The following is a 15,675-nucleotide window of genomic DNA, read 5'->3' as shown; positions in this document are numbered from 1 at the left end:
TCCCGCGACTCGGCGCGCCGCTCGGACGAGATCACCCGCACCCGCGCACGATCGCCGCCACTTCCCGCGGAATCGCCCCGCCGTCCGGCTGTGCGTCCCGCAGCTGTTCCTGCAAGGTGTCCAGCCGCGCCATTGCCGGATCGCGATCGGGTCCGTGGCAGCGCAGCTGCGCGGCATAGGCCTGCGCGCGCCACGCGGTGCGGCGCAGGTCGAGGTCGCTGTGCGACAGGCCGGCGAGTGCGTCGAGCCGCGTCAGCGCGCCGTCGTCGCCGTCCAGCGCCTGCGCGCGGGCGAGGGCGAGTTCCGCCTCGCGCGTGTTCGGATGCGTGCTGCCATAACCGCTGCGGGTGAGCGTGACCGCCTGCGCGAGGTGCGCCATGCCCTGGTCGTGTTGGCCGAGCGACAGTTCGATCTGCCCCAGCAGCCGATCGCTGTCGCCGACCAGCGCATGGCGCGGTCCGAACTGCGCGATGCGGAGTTCGCGCGCCTCGCCGATCGAGGTGAGCGCGGCGCGATCGCGCCCGCTCGCATGCAGCAGGCGTGCCTGATCGAACAACGCGTCGGCCAGCCGCATCTCATCGCCTTCGCGGCGCGCGAGCGTCACCGCGCGCTGCATCGACGCCAGCGCCGTGGCGACGTTGCCGCGTTCCCACGCGACCCGACCGAGTTGCCGCTCCAGTCGTCCCAGTTCGCTGGCGCCGCGTCGCGCCTCGCCCGGATCGCCTTCGACTCCCACGCGCCGCTTCTGCATGGCGATCGCCTCGCGCAGTTCGCGCTCGGCCTGCGCGTAGCGGCCCTGTTCGATGTGCAGGCCGGCGAGCTGGCGGCGCAGCGAAAGGGTGGCCGGATGCTGCGCGCCGTACACCTCCAGTGCCAGCGCGAAGGCGTCCGCGGCGGAGCGTTCGGCGGTGTCGGTCTGGCCCAGGCCCTGGCGCAGCGACGCCATGCGCGATCCGATCTCCACCATCAGCGCATGCCGCGCGCCGACCTTCTGCTGAAGCTGATCGCGCGCCTGCTCGTAGCCCTGCAACGCCGCGCCCGACTGACCGGCGTCGGCCTGCAGGTTCGCAAGATCGATGAGGTTCTCGACGGTGCCCACGTCGTCGCGATCATCGCGCCGCAACGCAAGCGAGCGTTCGAACAGCTGGCGCGCGCCCTGGCGCTCGCCGTTGTCGCGGCGGCAGCGGCCCAGCTGCGAGTAGAACTCGCTCACCTGCGGCGGCAGTTGCGCCTGTTCGCGACGCGCCGTCGCCAGCGCGGGCTGCATCAGGCCGATGCACTGCCGCGCCTCGCCGAGCAGGCGCAGCGCCTGTCCGCGTTGCGTCAGCGATTCCAGTTGCAGGCTCACCGGCACGTCCGCGGCGGTGTCCAGGATCACCGCCTGGCGGTTCAGCAGCGCCAGCGCTTCGCGGTAATCGCCCAGGCCGATGCGCAGCCGCGCGATCACGCCCAGCAGTTCCGCGCGTGCGCGCGGCTGTAGCGCGAGTTCGCGATTGCCGCGTTCGAGCGAGCCGTCGAGCAGCCCGCGCAGGTCGAGCGCCTGGCCTTCGGGTGTGCCGCGCGCGCTTTCGAACACGCCGACCATGAAGTCCTGCATCGCCTGCGCGCGACCCGCTTCGGCCACCGCCTGGCGCGCCTGCCAGGCGACGATCGCCAGCGCCGCGCTCAGCACGATCGCCACCAGCGCGCCGGTCGCCAATGACCAGCGATGCCGGCGGAGGTATTTGCCGAAACGATAGCCCACGTTCTGCGGACGCGCCTGCACGGGGCGCCCGGCTTCGTAGCGGCTGAGATCGAGCGCGAGCGCCTCCACCGACGGATAGCGTTGTTCCGGGCGCTTGGACAACGTCTTCAGCACGATGTTGTCGAGGTCGCCGGCGAGCATGCGCGCCTGACGCCGCAGCGCGTGCACGTCGGCGCCGGCGTCCTCCGCGCTACGCAGCACGGTCTGCGAAGGCCGCTGCGGATCGGCGGCGAGGATCGCCTCCTCCCACTCCGCGTCGGTCTGTCGTTTGAGGCGATACGGCTTGGTGTCGGTGAGCAGTTCGAACAGCACCACGCCCAGCGCGTACACGTCGGTCATCGTCGTGACCGGCTCGCCGCGCACCTGTTCGGGCGCGGCGTAGTGCAGGGTGAACGCGCGCACGCCGGTGCGCGTCTGCTCGATCATCGGCGCATCGGAATCGAGCAGCTTGGCGATGCCGAAATCCAGCAGCCGCACGTCGCCGCTGGGCGTCACCAGGATGTTCGACGGCTTGAGATCGCGATGCACGATCAGGTTCGCGTGCGCGTGGCTCACCGCGTCGCAGATCTGGTGGAACATGCGCAACCGGTGCTCGAGCGGCAGCAGGTGGTTGCGGCAGTAATCGGTGATCGGTTCGCCTTCGACGTATTCCAGCGCGAGATAGGGCAGACCGTCGCTGCTGATGCCCGCATCGAGCAGGCGCGCGATGTGCGGATGCGCGAGGCGCGCGAGGATCTGCCGTTCGCGCGAGAAGCGCAGGCGCAGGTTGCTGTCGGCCAGGCCCGGGCGCAGCAGTTTCAGCGCGACGCGGCGCTGGTAAAGACCATCGGCGCGCGCGGCCAGCCACACCTGGCCCATGCCGCCTTCGCCGAGCAGGCGTTCCAGGCGATACGGTCCGACCTCGCCGCCGGCGCGCAGCGCCGACAGCGGCGGGATCAGCGGTTCGGAAAGGAAATCCTCGTGGCTTTCGTCGAGCGTGATGAGCGTCTGCAGCTCATCGGCGAGCGCGGGATCCTCATCGCGCAATTGCGCCAGGCGCAGCTCGCGCGCCGGCGGCTCCAGTTCGAAGAGCGCGTCGAGCAGCGGGGAGATGCGTTGCCAGCGCTCGGGATCCATGGGGGCTCAGGAACTAGAAACGAGGAGCGGGAGACGATCGGGGAATCACGAACCGGGGCACTGCGGGCGCAGGCGCACTTACTCGTTTCACGTTCCTCCGCACTCGTTCCCCGCCGTTACTCCTTCAGGGATGCCAGCAGAAACAACCGCGCCTTCTGCCAGTCGCGGCGGATGCTGCGCTCGGAACGTTCCAGCAGCGCGGCGATTTCCAGTTCCGACAGTCCGGCGAAATAACGAAGTTCCACCACCTGCGCCAGGCGCGGATCGACGGCGGCGAGCTTGGTCAGCGCGGTGTCGAGGCCGAGCGTGTCCTCGTCCAGGCGCAGGCCGCCCTCGACGTCGTCGGGAAGCTCCGTCACCCGATGCAGGTCGCCGCCGCGCTTCTGCGCCAGGCGTTGCCGCGCGTAATCGACCACCACGCTGCGCATGGCGGAGGCGGCATAGGCGAAGAAATGCGCGCGATCGTCGAACTGCGCCTCGCGGCGGCCGATCAGCTTGAGGTAGGCCTCGTGCACCAGCGCGGTCGCGTCGAGCGTCTGGCCGTGCTGGCCGGCAAGCTGCCGGCGCGCCATCGTGTGCAGTTCCTGGTAGAGCGTCGCCAGGACGCGATCCAGGGCGCCACGGTCCCCTTCCCGTGCGGCATCCAGCAGCAGCGTGATATCGGCGGTATCGGCCATGGGCAGCCCCGTGCGCAGTGCTCCGGACTATACGCTTTTCCGTGACTGTCACCACGAAATAGTCGCGTCAGGATTTCACTCGAAATACCCTCAGTTTTTTCCGACAGGCTCCTCTCGGAACGCCCGTCCGGAACCGCTGTCGAGTCCGACCTACTTCTGGCAATGGCCGCACCAGACCGTGGTGCGCTGGCCGATCGACGCCTGTTTCAGCAGCCGTCCGCAACGCGGGCAGGGTTCGCCGCCGCGGCCGTAGGCGGAGAGTTCCTGCTCGAAGTAGCCCGGCGCGCCGTCCGGGGCCAGGAAGTCCCGCAGCGTGGTTCCGCCGCGTTCGATGGCGTGGCCCAGGACGCGGCGGATCTCGTCGGCGAGTCGCTGGTAGCGCTCGCGCGAGACCTTGCCGGCAGCGCGCAGCGGCGAGATTCCCGCGGCGAACAGCGCCTCGGCCGCGTAGATGTTGCCGACGCCGACAACCACCCGCTGGTCCATCAGGAAAGTCTTCACGGGTGCGTTGCGGCCTCGGCTCAGGGCGAACAGGTAATCGCCGTCGAACTCGTCCGAAAGCGGTTCCGGGCCCAGCCCGGCGAGCAGTTCGTGGGTTTCGCCCGGCGGCTGCCACAGCAGGCAGCCGAAGCGGCGCGGGTCGTTGAATCGCAGCACGCGCGCGCCTTGTCGACCGGTGGCATCGAGCTCGATGTCGACATGGTCGTGCGCGCGCACCGGCGTGTCGGCGGGCAGCACGCGCAGGCTGCCGGACATGCCCAGGTGCAGCAGCGCGCTGCCGGCCGCGGTGTCCAGCAGCAGGTATTTGGCGCGACGGCGCACCGCCTGCACGCGCTGGCCGGGGAGCAGGCTCACGACCTCGTAGGGAATCGGCCAGCGCAGGTCCGGCCGGCGCAGGACGACGCCGGTCACGCGGCGGCCTTCGACGTGCGGCGCGAGGCCGCGACGGGTGGTTTCGACTTCGGGAAGTTCGGGCATCGGGGCGAGGGTACTATCGGTTGCGTGCTGTCCGCCTGCGACCGGAGTCCGATGGATGGGTGCGGCAAGTGCGCTCGACAAGGCGTCCGCGACGCCTCCGGCGGTGCCGGGGCCGGCGCTGTGCGCTCTCGCGTGCGCCGAACTGGAAAGCGCACGCGAATCGCTGGCCGATCCCGACCTTCATGAAGGCGTCCACCAGGCGCGCAAGGCGATCCGCCGCGCGCGGGCCATCCTCGCGCTGGGCGACGGCCTGCTCGGGCCCGGCGCGGGGCTGATCGATCGCGAACTGCGCACGCTCAATCGCAGCCTGTCGTTCCTGCGCGACGCGCACGCGCTGGTCGAGGTGCTCGACCGGCTGCTCGCCCGCGAACGCAAGGACGACACGCGCAAGGTGCTGCAGCGCGCCCGCGAGGCCGCCATCGCCGCGCGTGCGCGCATCGCCGGAGCGGCCACGCGTTCGGACCCGGGCCTGCACGCGCGGCGCGCGATGCTCGACGTCCTCGGCGCCGCGCTGCCCGCGCTGGACTGGACGCGATCCACGCCCGCCGGCCTGCGCATGGCGATCGCCGACAGCGACCTGCGTTCGCACGAAGCGCGCCTGCGCGCCTGCGAAAGCGGGGAGGACGAGGACTGGCACCGCTGGCGTCGCCGGGCCCGCCGTGCCGCGCACCAGCGCCGCGCGCTGGAGGCCGTCGGCGTGCCGGTTCCGCCTGATTCGGACCGTTTCGACCGGCAGACCACCCATCGCCTCGGGCAGGCGCAAGACCTCGCCCTGCTGCTGGACCATTGCCGCCGCGATTCCCCGTTCAGCAAGGACGATCGCCACTCGCTGCGCGAGCGCGCGCAACCGGCGTTGCAGCGCGCGCGCCGGCACATCGCGCGTCACGTGGCTGAACGCCGCGACGCTTGCACGACGGACTGAACGACCCCATCACACAACCACGCCATACCGGCGCGAACGGTGGCGCACGGCTGGCATCATCCTTCCAGGCCGCGCGCAAGCCCGGTCGGAATCCTTGCCGGAAAGCGCGCTGCGCCGGCGTTCGCGGAGTCGAAGAATGTCCCTGTCCCTGCTCGATTTCATCGCTGCCGGCCTCCTGCAGGCCAGTTGGGGTGAACTGCTGATCTACCTGCTGGTGGTCACCCAGCTGACGATCTTTTCCGTCACGCTCTACCTGCACCGGTCGATGGCGCATCGCGCAGTGGATTTCCATCCCGTGCTCGCGCATTTCTTCCGCTTCTGGAGCTGGCTCACCACCTCGATGATCACGCGCGAGTGGGCGGCGATCCATCGCAAGCACCACGCCAAGTGCGAGACCGAGGAAGATCCGCACAGCCCGCAGTTCAAGGGCATCGACACGGTGATGTGGCGCGGCGTGGAGCTGTACCGCGAGGCGCGCGCGCAGCGCGAGGACATCGAGAAGTACGGCAAGGGCTGCCCGGACGACTGGATCGAGCGCCACCTCTACACGCCGCACGCGACGATGGGCCCGGTGCTGATGCTGCTGGTCAACTTCGTCCTGTTCGGCATGTGGGGCGTCGCGCTGTGGGCCGTGCAGATGTTGTGGATCCCGTTCTGGGCCGCGGGCGTGGTCAACGGCCTGGGCCACTGGTGGGGCTATCGCAACTTCGAGACCACCGACACCGCGACCAACCTCACGCCGTGGGGCTTCTGGATCGGCGGCGAGGAGCTGCACAACAACCACCACGCATTCCCGTCGTCGGCGAAGTTCGCGCTGCGCAAGTGGGAATTCGACATCGGCTGGAGCGCGATCAAGCTGCTGGAAAAGGTGCGCCTGGCGAAGGTGCTGCGCGTCGCGCCGACGCTGGACGTGCGCCCGAACATCGCCATTCCCGACGGCGAAACGCTCAAGGCGCTGCTGGCGATCCGCTTCCAGGCGATGACCGACTACTACCGCAACGTCACCCTGCCCGCGCTGCGTGAAGCCAAGCTCAAGCTGCCGCGCCACATGCGCCAGGGCCTCGCCGACGACGGCCGCTGGCTCGACGAGGACAAACGCGCGAAGCTGCAGGCGTGGCTCGCCGAGCGCCCGAAGATGGCCACGCTGGCCGAATTCCGCCAGCGCCTGGCGCAGGTGCTCGACGACCGCTCGCACGACGCGCAGGCCACGCTCGCCAAGCTGCACGCGTGGTGCACCGAAGCCGAAGCCAGCGGCATCCAGGCGTTGCAGCAGTTCTCCGCGCGCCTGAAGGGCTACGCGATCGTGCCGGCACGCACGGCCTGAGGTCGTTGCCGGTGATCGCGATGGATCGCATCGCCACACGCAGGCCCGCGCGGAAACGCGCGGGCCTTTTGCTGTGCCTCGCGCTGGCGTGCGCGTTCGACGCGTCGGCACAATCGATTCCGTTGCGCCTGAATCGCGCGCCGGCGGCGCCAGCGCCTACGGCTCCGTCCGAACCGGTCGCGCCGGCGAATGCCGGTGCGGTGGACGCCAGCACCGATTACCTCGCTCGCATGGACGCCGATGGGGACGGACGCGTGTCCCTTGCCGAATACCAGGACTGGCTCAGCTACGCCTTCACGCGCATGGATGCGAACGGCGACGGCGTGCTGACACCCGACGAACTGCCCGGCGGGCGCGGCCGGCCGGTGAGCCTCGCCGATCATCGCCGGACGGTGGCGGAGCGGTTCGGGCGGCAGGACGGCAATCGCGATGGCTTCCTCGATGCCCGGGAGCTGCTGGCACCTCCGCAATGAAGCTTTTGTAGCCCGGGTAAGCGAAGCGCACCCGGGTTTCCCCGACGTCTCAAGCCCCGGATCGCTCCGCCTATCCGGGCTACAACGGCGCGACGACGGACTGGTTCCTGCCATTCCGCACGAACTGGCCCACGCGCCGCACCGCCCGCTTCCTAGTCTGGCCCCGACATCATCGAGGCCACGACCATGCCCCGCTTCATCTGCGAAACCTGCGGCACCCAGTTCGCGCAAGGCGCCACGCCGCCGTCGCATTGCCCCATCTGCGAGGACGAACGCCAGTACGTCGGCTGGCATGGCCAGCGCTGGACCACGCATGAGGAACTCGCGCGTCGCTTCAAGCTGCGCATCGAGGACGACGCGGGCCTGCTCGGCATCGGCATCGCCGGCGACTTCGCGATCCCGCAGCGCGCGCTGCTGCTGCCCACCGGCGCCGGCCACCTGATGTGGGAATGCGTGAGCCTGGTGACCGATGAGGCGGTCGCCGCTTTGAACGCGCGCGGTGGCGTGGATCGCATCGTCATCTCGCACCCGCATTTCTACAGTGCGATGGTGGAGTGGAGCGAGGCGCTCGGCGGCGTGCCGATCCTGCTGCACGAAGCCGATCGCGCGTGGGTCCAGCGTCCCTCCGATCGCATCGGGTTCTGGCGCGGCGATGCGCTGCGATTGTCGGACGACGTCACGCTGCTGCGCGTCGGCGGCCACTTTGACGGCAGTACGGCGCTGCACTGGAACGGCGGCCCGCGCGAAGGCGGCGCGCTCTTCCCGGGCGATGCGTTGCAGGTCGTGCTCGACCGGCGGCATGTCACCTTCATGTACAGCTATCCGAACTACATCCCGATGAAGACGCGCGACGTGCATGCGATGCGCGCGCTGCTCGATGGCGTCGACTTCGCCGACGTATATGGCTTCACGTGGGGTCGCAACATCATCGGGAATGGTCGCGCGGCGGTGGATGCGTCGTTCGAGCGTCATCTGGCGGCGATCGCGGCGTGACACACGCACTCCCTCCCCTGCAGGCAGGGGAGGGGGACAAGCAATGCCGCCTGTCATCGCCGCAGCACCCCCGCCAGCACCTCCAACCGCTCCCGGATCATCGATTCATCCACGCACCCGATCCCGAACGCCACCCCATGCAATGCATCTTCCCGCCGCGACAACGTCCGTAGCGGCATCGCGCCCACCGCATGCTCACGCACGCGCGGCAGCAACGCGTCCGCGGAATCCGCATCGACGAACCGGGCCGCGACGTGGATCCCCGCTTCCGACGGCACCGCTTCGAACCACCGCGACAACGGCCCGTCCAGCATCTCGAACAACGCCGTCCGCCGGCCCGCATACACGCGCCGCATCCGCCGCACATGCCGCGCGAGATGACCTTCGAGGATGAACTCCGCCAGCGCGTCCTGCACCTGCACGTTGCCGCAGGTGTCCGCGCGTTCCTTCGCGGCGGCGAACGCGTCGCGCAGCCATTCCGGCGCCACCACGTAGCCCATGCGCAACGACGGGAACAGGCTCTTGGAGAACGTGCCGACATACACCACGCGACCTTCGCGATCGAGCGTCTGCAACGCATCGAGTGGCCGCGCGCCATAGCGGAATTCGCCGTCGTAATCGTCCTCGATCACCAGCGCATCGCGTTCGCGCGCGAAATCCAGCAACGCACGGCGGCGCGCCATCGACATCGCCACGCCCGTCGGATACTGGTGCGACGGCGTCACGTAGACGATGCGCGCCTCGCGCGGCAGCGCGTCCACGCGCAGGCCTTCGCCGTCCACGGGTACCGGCACGACATCGGCGCCGGCCGCCGCCATGGTCGCGCCCACGGTCGGATACCCCGGGTCCTCGACCGCGACCACGGTGCGCCCGGGCACCACCAGCAACCGCGCGAGCAGGTCGAACGCCTGCCGCGCGCCGGACGTCACCACCACGTCCTCCGCGCGGCACGCCACCGCGCGCGCGAACGACACGTGTCCGGCGATCGCCTCGCGCAGGCGTGGCCGGCCGTGCGGCGGCTGGTATCCGAAGGCGGCGCCGTGACGCGGGTGGAAGGCGCGCGCGAGCAGCCGGCGCCACACGTCGAACGGCACTTCGCGATGGTCCGGCACGCCCAGTCGGAAACCGGGCGTCCACGCATCGCCGCTCGACACCGCGCTGCTCCACGCCGGCGGCTGCCAGCGCGCGCGCAGGTGGCCGTCGGCGAGCCGCGGGGCCTGCGCCGCCGGGCGGGATGCGACCTCCGCGACGACCGTCTTCGCCCCCGCGCGGGTGATCACGTACCCCTCGGCGACCAGCAGGTCGTACGCGGCGATGACGGTGTTTCGGGCGATCCCGTAGGCGTTCGCGACGCGACGCGTGGACGGCAGCCCGGTCCCGGCACGCAGGCGGCGGTCGAGGATCGCCGCGCGCAGCGCCTCGTGCAGCGCCCGCGTGCGGCCGGTCGCCGCGATCCCGCCCAGGTCCAGGGGGAACTCGAAAACTGGTTCTGTGGAGGTCATCGCAACTGGTCCGCCGATGGGTCCAGTCGAAGCCTACGGTATCGACATCGACCACCGCATCCGGAGCGCCCCATGACCGCACGCCATCGCCCGCTCGACGACTTCCTCCCCGCTCGCGTCGCCGCCGCGGCGGGCACGCCGTGGATCCCGATGTCGCCGCAGAAATCCTGGAAACCGCTGCGCTTCCTCGAAGGCGGTCGCGGTTTCGTCGAACTGCTGCGCATGACGCCCGGCGCGATCATGCCGTTGCATCGCCACACCGGCGAAATCCACGCGTACAACCTCGCCGGCACGCGCACGCTCTGCACCGGCGAGGTGATCGGCCCGGGCGATTACGTCTACGAGCCGCCCGGCAACACCGACTGGTGGCGCGTGACCGGCGACGAGGAGATGACCGCGCTGGTGGTCGTGATCGGCGCGGTGGAGTTCCTCGGCCCGGACAACAGCGTGACATCCCGCGCGGACGCGCATTCGCAACGCCGCGCGTACGAGGCCTGGTGCGCTGAATACGGCCTTCCGGTGCTGGACCTGTCCGAATGAGGGCGCGCGGCGATGTCAACGGGTACCGCGCCGCGGTGCACATTGCGACAATCGCCCCTCTCCCGGATTCGCCGGGCTTTGACGATTGGAAGCAATGCAGCACACCAAGCAAGTCGCCGCAAAGATCGCCCGCCTCATCGCCGAGGAAATCAACGCACAACCGCAGCAGGCGCAGGCCGCCATCGCGCTGCTCGACGAGGGCGCCACCGTCCCGTTCATCGCGCGCTACCGCAAGGAGGTCACCGGTGGTCTCGACGACACGCAGCTTCGCAACCTCGAAACGCGCCTGACGTACCTGCGCGAACTGGAAGACCGCCGCGTCGCGGTGCTCGCCAGCATCGAGGAGCAGGGCAAGATGACCGACGAACTGCGCGCCGACATCATCGCTGCCGACAGCAAGGCGCGCCTGGAAGACCTGTACCTGCCGTACAAGCCCAAGCGCCGCACGCGTGCGCAGATCGCGCGCGAAGCGGGGCTGGAACCGCTCGCCGATGGACTGATGGCCGACCCGACGCTCGTTCCGGAGGAATTCGCCGCCGGTTTCGTCGATGCCGAAAAGGGCGTCGCCGACGCGAAGGCCGCGCTCGATGGCGCGCGCGCGATCCTGATGGAGCGCTGGGGCGAAGACGCCGCGCTGGTCGGCGAACTGCGCACCTGGCTGGGCGAGGTTGGCGTGATCCGCTCGCGCGTGGCCGAAGGCAAGGAAGCGGCCGGGGAGAAGTTCCGCGATTACTTCGATCACGCCGAACCGCTGTCGAAGATCCCGTCGCACCGCCTGCTCGCGCTGTTCCGCGGGCGTCGCGAGGAGTTCCTGTTCATCGACCTCGACCCGGGCACCGATGCCGACGCCGGCCACCTGCAGGGCGAAGGCCGCGTCGCGCATCACGCCGGCATCAAGGCGCAGGGCCGCGCGGCCGACAAGTGGCTGATGGACTCGTGTCGCCTGACGTGGAAGGCGAAGCTGCACCTGCACCTCACGCTCGACCTCTTCTCGCAGGCGCGCGAAAAGGCCGAAGCCGAGGCCATCGACGTCTTCGGCGACAACCTCAAGGACCTGCTGCTTGCCGCGCCCGCCGGCCCGAAGGCCGTGCTCGGCCTCGATCCAGGCCTGCGCACCGGCGTGAAGGTCGCCGTGGTCGATCGCACGGGCAAGCTCGTCGATACCGCGACCATCTATCCGCACGAACCCAAGCGCCAGTGGGACCAGTCGCTGATGATCCTGCGCGCGCTGTGCGCGAAGCACTCGGTGGAACTGATCGCCATCGGCAACGGCACCGCCTCGCGCGAGACCGACAAGCTCGCCGGCGACCTGATCAAGCTCGCGCCGGAGCTGAAGATGCAGAAGATCGTCGTGAGCGAAGCCGGTGCGTCGGTGTATTCGGCGTCGGAATTCGCGGCGAAGGAATTCCCGGATCTGGACGTGTCGCTGCGCGGTGCGGTGTCGATCGCACGCCGGTTGCAGGATCCGCTCGCGGAACTGGTGAAGATCGAACCCAAGGCGATCGGCGTCGGCCAGTACCAGCACGACGTGGACCAGTTCAAGCTCGCCCGCGCGCTGGATGCGAAGGTCGAGGACTGCGTGAACGCCGTCGGCGTCGACGTGAACACCGCCTCGGCGGCATTGCTCACGCGCGTGTCGGGCCTGTCGTCGACGATCGCGCAGAACATCGTCGTGTATCGCGATGCGAACGGCGCGTTCAAGTCGCGCAAGGAACTGCTGAAAGTGCCGCGCCTGGGCGACAAGACGTTCGAGCAGTGCGCCGGCTTCCTGCGCATCGCCGACGGCGACCAGCCGCTGGATGCGTCGTCGGTGCATCCGGAGGCCTATCCGGTGGTCGAGCGCATCCTCAAGCAGTGCGGCCGCGAGGTGAAGCAGTTGATCGGCGACGCGTCGCTGTTGCGTTCGCTGAAGGCAGAGCAGTTCATCGATGAAACCTTCGGCGTGCCGACGGTGCGCGACATCCTGAAGGAGCTGGAAAAGCCGGGCCGCGATCCGCGTCCGGAGTTCAAGGCCGCGCGCTTCGCCGACGGCGTGGAAGACATCAAGGACCTGCGCGAAGGCATGATCCTGGAAGGGGTGGTGAGCAACGTCGCCGCGTTCGGCGCGTTCGTTGACATCGGCGTGCACCAGGACGGCCTGATCCACATCTCCGCGCTGTCGGACAAGTACGTGAAGGACCCGCGCGAAGTCGTCAAGGCCGGCGACATCGTCAAGGTGAAGGTGCTGGAGGTCGATGTCGCGCGCAAGCGCATCGCGCTTACGCGTCGCCTCGACGACAGCGCGCCGGCGCCGCGTGGCGATCGCGACGATCGCAATGCACCGCGCGGCGGCGCACCGCGGGGCGGACGCGATGCACGCGGCGGCTTCAACGCCGCACGCGCGAACACGCCGCCGCCGATGAACAACGCGCTGGCAGCCGCGTTCGCCAAGGCAAAGAAAAGCTGAGCCCGCTTCTGTAGCCCGGGTAAGCGAAGCGCACTCGGGTTGCCGCGGCGAGTTCCACAAGGACGCCTGCACGTTGATGGTGCAACGCGCTGCGGCGCGTTCATCACTACCGCAACCGAGTTGCGCCGAGGCGCGGTTCGCTTCGCTGACCCGGCTGCAAATGCGTGCGGGCGGCCCATTGCCGCAAACCCCCGCTGGGTTAGGATCGGCGCATCACTCCGGGAGTCACCGTCGATGCGCCTGATGCCCGCGCTGCTGAGCAGCGCCCTGCTTGCCACGCCGTTGTTCGTCCACGCGCAGGCCGCCGCGCCGCAGGAACGGCCGGAAGTCGCCGCCGCCGCGAAGGCCGTGCAGCAGAAGGTCGTCGCGTGGCGACGCGATTTCCACCAGCATCCGGAGCTCTCCAACCGCGAGCAACGCACCGCGGCGAAGGTCGCCGAACACCTGCGCGCGCTCGGCCTGAAGCCGAGGACCGGCATCGCGCATCACGGCGTGGTGGCGATCATCGAAGGCGGCAAGCCCGGCCCGAAGGTCGCGCTGCGCGCCGACATGGACGCGCTGCCGGTGACCGAACAGGTCGATGTGCCGTTCGCGTCCAGGGCCACCGCGACGTTCCGTGGCGAAACCGTCGGCGTCATGCACGCGTGCGGCCACGACGCGCACACCGGCATCCTGCTCGGCATCGCCGATGCGCTGGTGAAGATGAAGGCCGACCTGCCGGGCTCGGTGATGCTGGTGTTCCAGCCGTCCGAGGAGGGCGCGCCCGATGGCGAGGAAGGCGGCGCGTCGCTGATGCTGGAAGAAGGCCTGTTCAAGGACTTCAAGCCCGATGCGATGTTCGGCCTGCACGTGTTCTCGACGTTGCAGGCCGGCCAGATCGGCGTTCGCCAGGGGCCGCTGATGGCGGCGTCGGACAAATTCACCATCAAGGTGAAGGGCCGCCAGACGCATGGTTCGCGGCCATGGGGCGGCATCGATCCCATCGTCGCCGCGGCCGACGTGATCGGCACCGCGCAGACCATCGTCAGCCGCCGCACCGATATCGCCAAGCTCCCGGCAGTGGTGAGTTTCGGCGCGATCAAGGGCGGCATCCGCTACAACATCATTCCCGACGAGGTCGAGCTGGTCGGTACCATCCGCACGTTCGACGAGGGCATGCGCCAGCGCATCTTCACCGACCTGAAGAACGTCGCCGAACACGTGAGCGTCGCCAACGGCGCCACCGCCGAGGCGAGCGTGCCGGACCAGGACGGCAATCCGGTGACGGTGAACGATCCCGCGCTGACCGCGCGCATGATCCCGAGCCTGAAGGCCGTCGCCGGCGCCGACAACGTCATCGAACCGCCGCTGCAGATGGGCGCGGAGGACTTCTCGTACTACGCGAAGGAAGTGCCGTCGATGTTCTTCTTCGTCGGCGCGACGGCGAAGGGCATCGATCCGGTGACCGCGCCGAGCAACCATTCGCCGAAGTTCGCGCTGGACGAATCCGCGCTCGACCTCGGCCTGCGCGCGTTGTTGCAGGTGACGCTGGATTACCTGCATTCACCGACGCAGGGCGCTGCCGTCGCCGACGCGCGCTGAGACGTAGCGCTTCGACGCCCTCCCCTTCAAGGGACGGGTCGGGACGGGACGGCGTCAGCGCCTAGGCGCTGCCATCGAACCCTCGTTGCCGCCACGCCTCGAACACACACACCGCCACCGCATTGGAAAGATTGAGGCTGCGGTTGTCCGGCCGCATCGGCAGCCGCAGGCGTTGCGCGGCCGGCACGCTGTCCAGCACGTCCGCCGGCAATCCGCGTGTTTCCGGCCCGAACAGGAAGGCATCCCCCGCCTGGTAACGCGGCGTATCGAAGCGCACCGTGCCGCGCGTGCTCAGCGCGAACAGCCGCGGCGGCGCGCCGTTGGCGGCGGTGATCGACGCCAGCGCCGCGGTCAGGTCCGCATGCACCCGCAGCGTCGCGTACTCGTGGTAATCCAGTCCCGCGCGCTTGAGCTGCTTGTCCTCGAGCGTGAAGCCCAGAGGTTCGATCAGATGCAGCCGCGCGCCGGTGTTGGCGCACAGGCGGATCACGTTGCCCGTGTTGGGCGGGATTTCCGGCTGGAAGAGGATGACGTCGAACATGCGTGCATGATCGCCGCGACGCGCGCCCGCGTCACCACGGCACGGGCTTTCCGCGGTAATCGAAGAACGCCCCGGTGTCGGCGATGCGCAGGCCGTCGATGACCTTTAGCAATCCGCGCACCGATTCGGCGGGCGCGATCTGCGCGCCGCTGCCGCCCATGTCGGTCTGCACCCACCCCGGATGCAGCGCGACCACCGCGATGCCGCGCTCGCGCATCGCCGAGGCGAGCAGGGCCGTCGCCATGTTCTGCGCGGCCTTCGACATCGCGTAGCTGGGCGTATGAAAGCCCTCCACCGACGCCACCGAACCGAGCACCGACGACAGGTTCGCGACCTTCGCGCCATCGACGAGGCGTTCGGCCAGCGCCTGGGTGAGCAGGAACGGGCCGGTCGCGTTGGTGCGGAGGCTGTCGTCGAGGTTCGCCGCCGGCACATGGCCGAAGCGCTCGCCCGAATGCAGCACGCCGGCGTTGTTGATCAGCAGGTCGATGCCGTCCATCACCAGCGGCAGCTCGCGCGCCAGTTCGGCGTGGGACCGGGGGTCGGCCACGTCCAGCGGCAGGACGTGGAGGCGTCCCGGATGTTCGCCCACCAGCTGGTTGAGTGCGTTCGCCTTGCCCGGATGTCGGCAGGTCGCGACCACGTGGTCGCCGCGGGCGAGCAGTTGCCGGGCGAACTCCAGTCCCAACCCCCGATTGGCGCCGGTGACCAGGCTGCGGCGAGGCGGGTGCGCAGGCGTCATCGCGAAGCTCCGGCGGGAAGGGGCGGCCAGTGTAGGGGCCGGAGCGTGAGCGTCCGACGACGGCCTCCCACCCCAACGCGAGCCAAATTCCTACGG

Annotated in this window: 13 protein-coding genes; 7 read left to right on the top strand and 6 right to left on the bottom strand. The window is 69.5% G+C overall.

The annotated features are described in order from the left end of the window. Nucleotides 1-31: 31 nt before the first annotated feature. From AC3ANK_RS18065 to mutM, 3 genes are all read right to left on the bottom strand, one after another. Complete coding sequence (locus AC3ANK_RS18065; RefSeq protein WP_484171648.1) at nt 32-2,860, bottom strand: serine/threonine-protein kinase; 2,829 nt, start codon at nt 2,858-2,860, stop codon at nt 32-34. Between the two features lie 116 nt (nt 2,861-2,976). After that, complete coding sequence (locus AC3ANK_RS18060) at nt 2,977-3,537, bottom strand: ECF-type sigma factor (protein WP_115844418.1); 561 nt, start codon at nt 3,535-3,537, stop codon at nt 2,977-2,979. 150 nt (nt 3,538-3,687) lie between these two features. Further along, a complete protein-coding gene (mutM, locus tag AC3ANK_RS18055) occupies nt 3,688-4,515 on the bottom strand; it encodes a bifunctional DNA-formamidopyrimidine glycosylase/DNA-(apurinic or apyrimidinic site) lyase (protein WP_206862041.1) in 828 nt (275 codons plus the stop codon). 55 nt (nt 4,516-4,570) lie between these two features. On the opposite strand from mutM, the gene AC3ANK_RS18050 reads away from it, so the two are divergent. The 4 genes from AC3ANK_RS18050 to AC3ANK_RS18035 all read left to right on the top strand — a co-directional run bounded on the left by AC3ANK_RS18050 (nt 4,571) and on the right by AC3ANK_RS18035 (nt 8,227). Next, nucleotides 4,571-5,437 (top strand): CHAD domain-containing protein, encoded by an 867-nt coding sequence (locus tag AC3ANK_RS18050; RefSeq protein ID WP_484171647.1) that lies wholly within the window; start codon nt 4,571-4,573, stop codon nt 5,435-5,437. Nucleotides 5,438-5,573: 136 nt separating this feature from the next. After that, nucleotides 5,574-6,761, top strand: a complete 1,188-nt coding sequence (locus tag AC3ANK_RS18045; RefSeq protein ID WP_206862043.1) for a DesA family fatty acid desaturase — start codon at nt 5,574-5,576, stop codon at nt 6,759-6,761. Nucleotides 6,762-6,781: 20 nt separating this feature from the next. Beyond that, a complete protein-coding gene (locus AC3ANK_RS18040; RefSeq protein WP_484171646.1) occupies nt 6,782-7,234 on the top strand; it encodes an EF-hand domain-containing protein in 453 nt (150 codons plus the stop codon). Nucleotides 7,235-7,420: 186 nt separating this feature from the next. After that, nucleotides 7,421-8,227, top strand: a complete 807-nt coding sequence (locus AC3ANK_RS18035; protein ID WP_484171645.1) for an MBL fold metallo-hydrolase — start codon at nt 7,421-7,423, stop codon at nt 8,225-8,227. 53 nt (nt 8,228-8,280) lie between these two features. Here the strand turns inward: AC3ANK_RS18035 and pdxR are convergent, their stop codons facing one another. Continuing rightward, nucleotides 8,281-9,729, bottom strand: a complete 1,449-nt coding sequence (gene pdxR, locus AC3ANK_RS18030) for a MocR-like pyridoxine biosynthesis transcription factor PdxR (protein WP_484171644.1) — start codon at nt 9,727-9,729, stop codon at nt 8,281-8,283. 72 nt (nt 9,730-9,801) lie between these two features. Between pdxR and AC3ANK_RS18025 the strand changes: the two genes are divergently transcribed. The 3 genes from AC3ANK_RS18025 (at nt 9,802) to AC3ANK_RS18015 (ending at nt 14,296) form a co-directional block, all read left to right on the top strand. Continuing rightward, on the top strand, nt 9,802-10,269 hold the full coding sequence (locus AC3ANK_RS18025; protein ID WP_484171643.1) for a cupin domain-containing protein: 468 nt from the start codon (nt 9,802-9,804) through the stop codon (nt 10,267-10,269). Nucleotides 10,270-10,363: 94 nt separating this feature from the next. Next, complete coding sequence (locus AC3ANK_RS18020) at nt 10,364-12,715, top strand: Tex family protein (RefSeq protein WP_484171642.1); 2,352 nt, start codon at nt 10,364-10,366, stop codon at nt 12,713-12,715. A gap of 234 nt (nt 12,716-12,949) precedes the next feature. Beyond that, complete coding sequence (locus tag AC3ANK_RS18015; RefSeq protein ID WP_484171641.1) at nt 12,950-14,296, top strand: M20 family metallopeptidase; 1,347 nt, start codon at nt 12,950-12,952, stop codon at nt 14,294-14,296. Between the two features lie 61 nt (nt 14,297-14,357). Here AC3ANK_RS18015 and AC3ANK_RS18010 read toward each other — a convergent pair whose 3' ends face one another. Next, a complete protein-coding gene (locus AC3ANK_RS18010; RefSeq protein ID WP_484171640.1) occupies nt 14,358-14,837 on the bottom strand; it encodes a tRNA (cytidine(34)-2'-O)-methyltransferase in 480 nt (159 codons plus the stop codon). Nucleotides 14,838-14,868: 31 nt separating this feature from the next. Next, on the bottom strand, nt 14,869-15,579 hold the full coding sequence (locus AC3ANK_RS18005; RefSeq protein ID WP_484171639.1) for an SDR family oxidoreductase: 711 nt from the start codon (nt 15,577-15,579) through the stop codon (nt 14,869-14,871). Nucleotides 15,580-15,675 lie beyond the last annotated feature (96 nt).

It is taken from the genome of Lysobacter sp. SCRH-1R (genome assembly GCF_057747855.1).
This window is presented reverse-complemented; position numbering and strand designations above follow the sequence as displayed.